Here is a 1,219-nt window from a genome sequence, read left to right on the forward strand (position 1 = left end):
ATTACCTTACTTTTGCTCTATCGTTATCTTTTATACTACCTTGTCTATCTTATTTTGCTACTCCGCTGAATGGATACTTTTAACTTCACGTCTAAATGGCCGAGATCCCTTTCAAAAGTTACAGAATCTGGTAACTGCCGCTGCTTAGTTCTTTACCCATTCCTACAACCTGTAAACGGTTACAGCTTCTTAAATATTTGTAGCTAAAAGTTATGTCAAGATCTTCTTCAATTCGATGTATATAACTCTGGAATGGTATGAAGAATCAAATTGTCATCTCCTAGAGAGAACTCGCTATTTGTATCTGTTACCGTGTATTCTTTTTCTATATTCATGTCAGAAGAATTGTAAATGTTGCACCTATTCCTTTATGGTAATCGCAATGCTTAAACTGAACATTTTTATTGAAATAATCTAATTTATTAATTAATTTAACTATTTTCCTACCTTTTTTACTATTTATTAATTAGAACACGTTAGCTAAATGGTAACCATGAAAAACTGGTTCAGCGGATCCTTCCTTAATAAAAAACGATGGTCGGTGACTAAATAATTCGCCGAGATTCAAACTGTATTTTTTTTCGCACAATTTAAACCTATGAATTTATTCTTATCCGAAATGTTTGAATACTGTGGATCATATTTTTTGTATTCAAAGAACTAATTACCCAGCGCATTGTAAAAGGTCAGTTTGTAATCATCACCAAATTTAACAGCTTTTAAAAAATGGAAATCCCTGCGAATAGCTACCTTCTCTTCTGTAACATGATTACGCATAACCAATTGGTCATTAAGTATATGGTAACCTATTTTTGGTAAAGTAGCCATTGTCTTATCATTCAAAACAATGTTTTGCTTCATAGACATCAGAAGATAGTTCTTTTCCTTTTTGCAAAGTAAATTTCTACTGTACATTTCCAGCCTTGATTAAGCTATCTATTGCTGTAAATGCATCACTTTGTTTATATTGACACTGATAGTAGCCGTTATCACCATCCATTGTGCATAAGCACCATCCTTGTTTGATATGCAGATAGTTTGAGAACAATCGCCCCCTGTCAAGTAGAGCCTACCTGTTTCTTCTTTGATCTTTTTGCAATACTGGATTATTTTCATCATAAAAATTAATGAATTTTAGTACTCCAGTTAATGGGTTTCCAAAATTGTAAAATAATAACCCAACACCAAAATCTTGACCTTCTATGTTTTTCAATACAAC

At 32.5% G+C, this 1,219-nt stretch carries 1 protein-coding gene; it reads right to left on the reverse strand.

Annotation, left to right across the window (positions count from 1 at the left end; genetic code table 11):
- Positions 1–660: 660 nt before the first annotated feature.
- Positions 661–915 (reverse strand): hypothetical protein, encoded by a 255-nt coding sequence (locus tag CCY16_RS03235; protein WP_088414914.1) that lies wholly within the window; start codon positions 913–915, stop codon positions 661–663.
- Positions 916–1,219 lie beyond the last annotated feature (304 nt).

The organism is Wolbachia endosymbiont of Wuchereria bancrofti, assembly GCF_002204235.2.
Lineage (GTDB): Bacteria > Pseudomonadota > Alphaproteobacteria > Rickettsiales > Anaplasmataceae > Wolbachia.

Bases quoted from the DNA above. Each gene is read 5' to 3' on its own strand.
- CCY16_RS03235 (WP_088414914.1), bottom strand. From the start codon at position 915: ATGTACAGTAGAAATTTACTTTGCAAAAAGGAAAAGAACTATCTTCTG.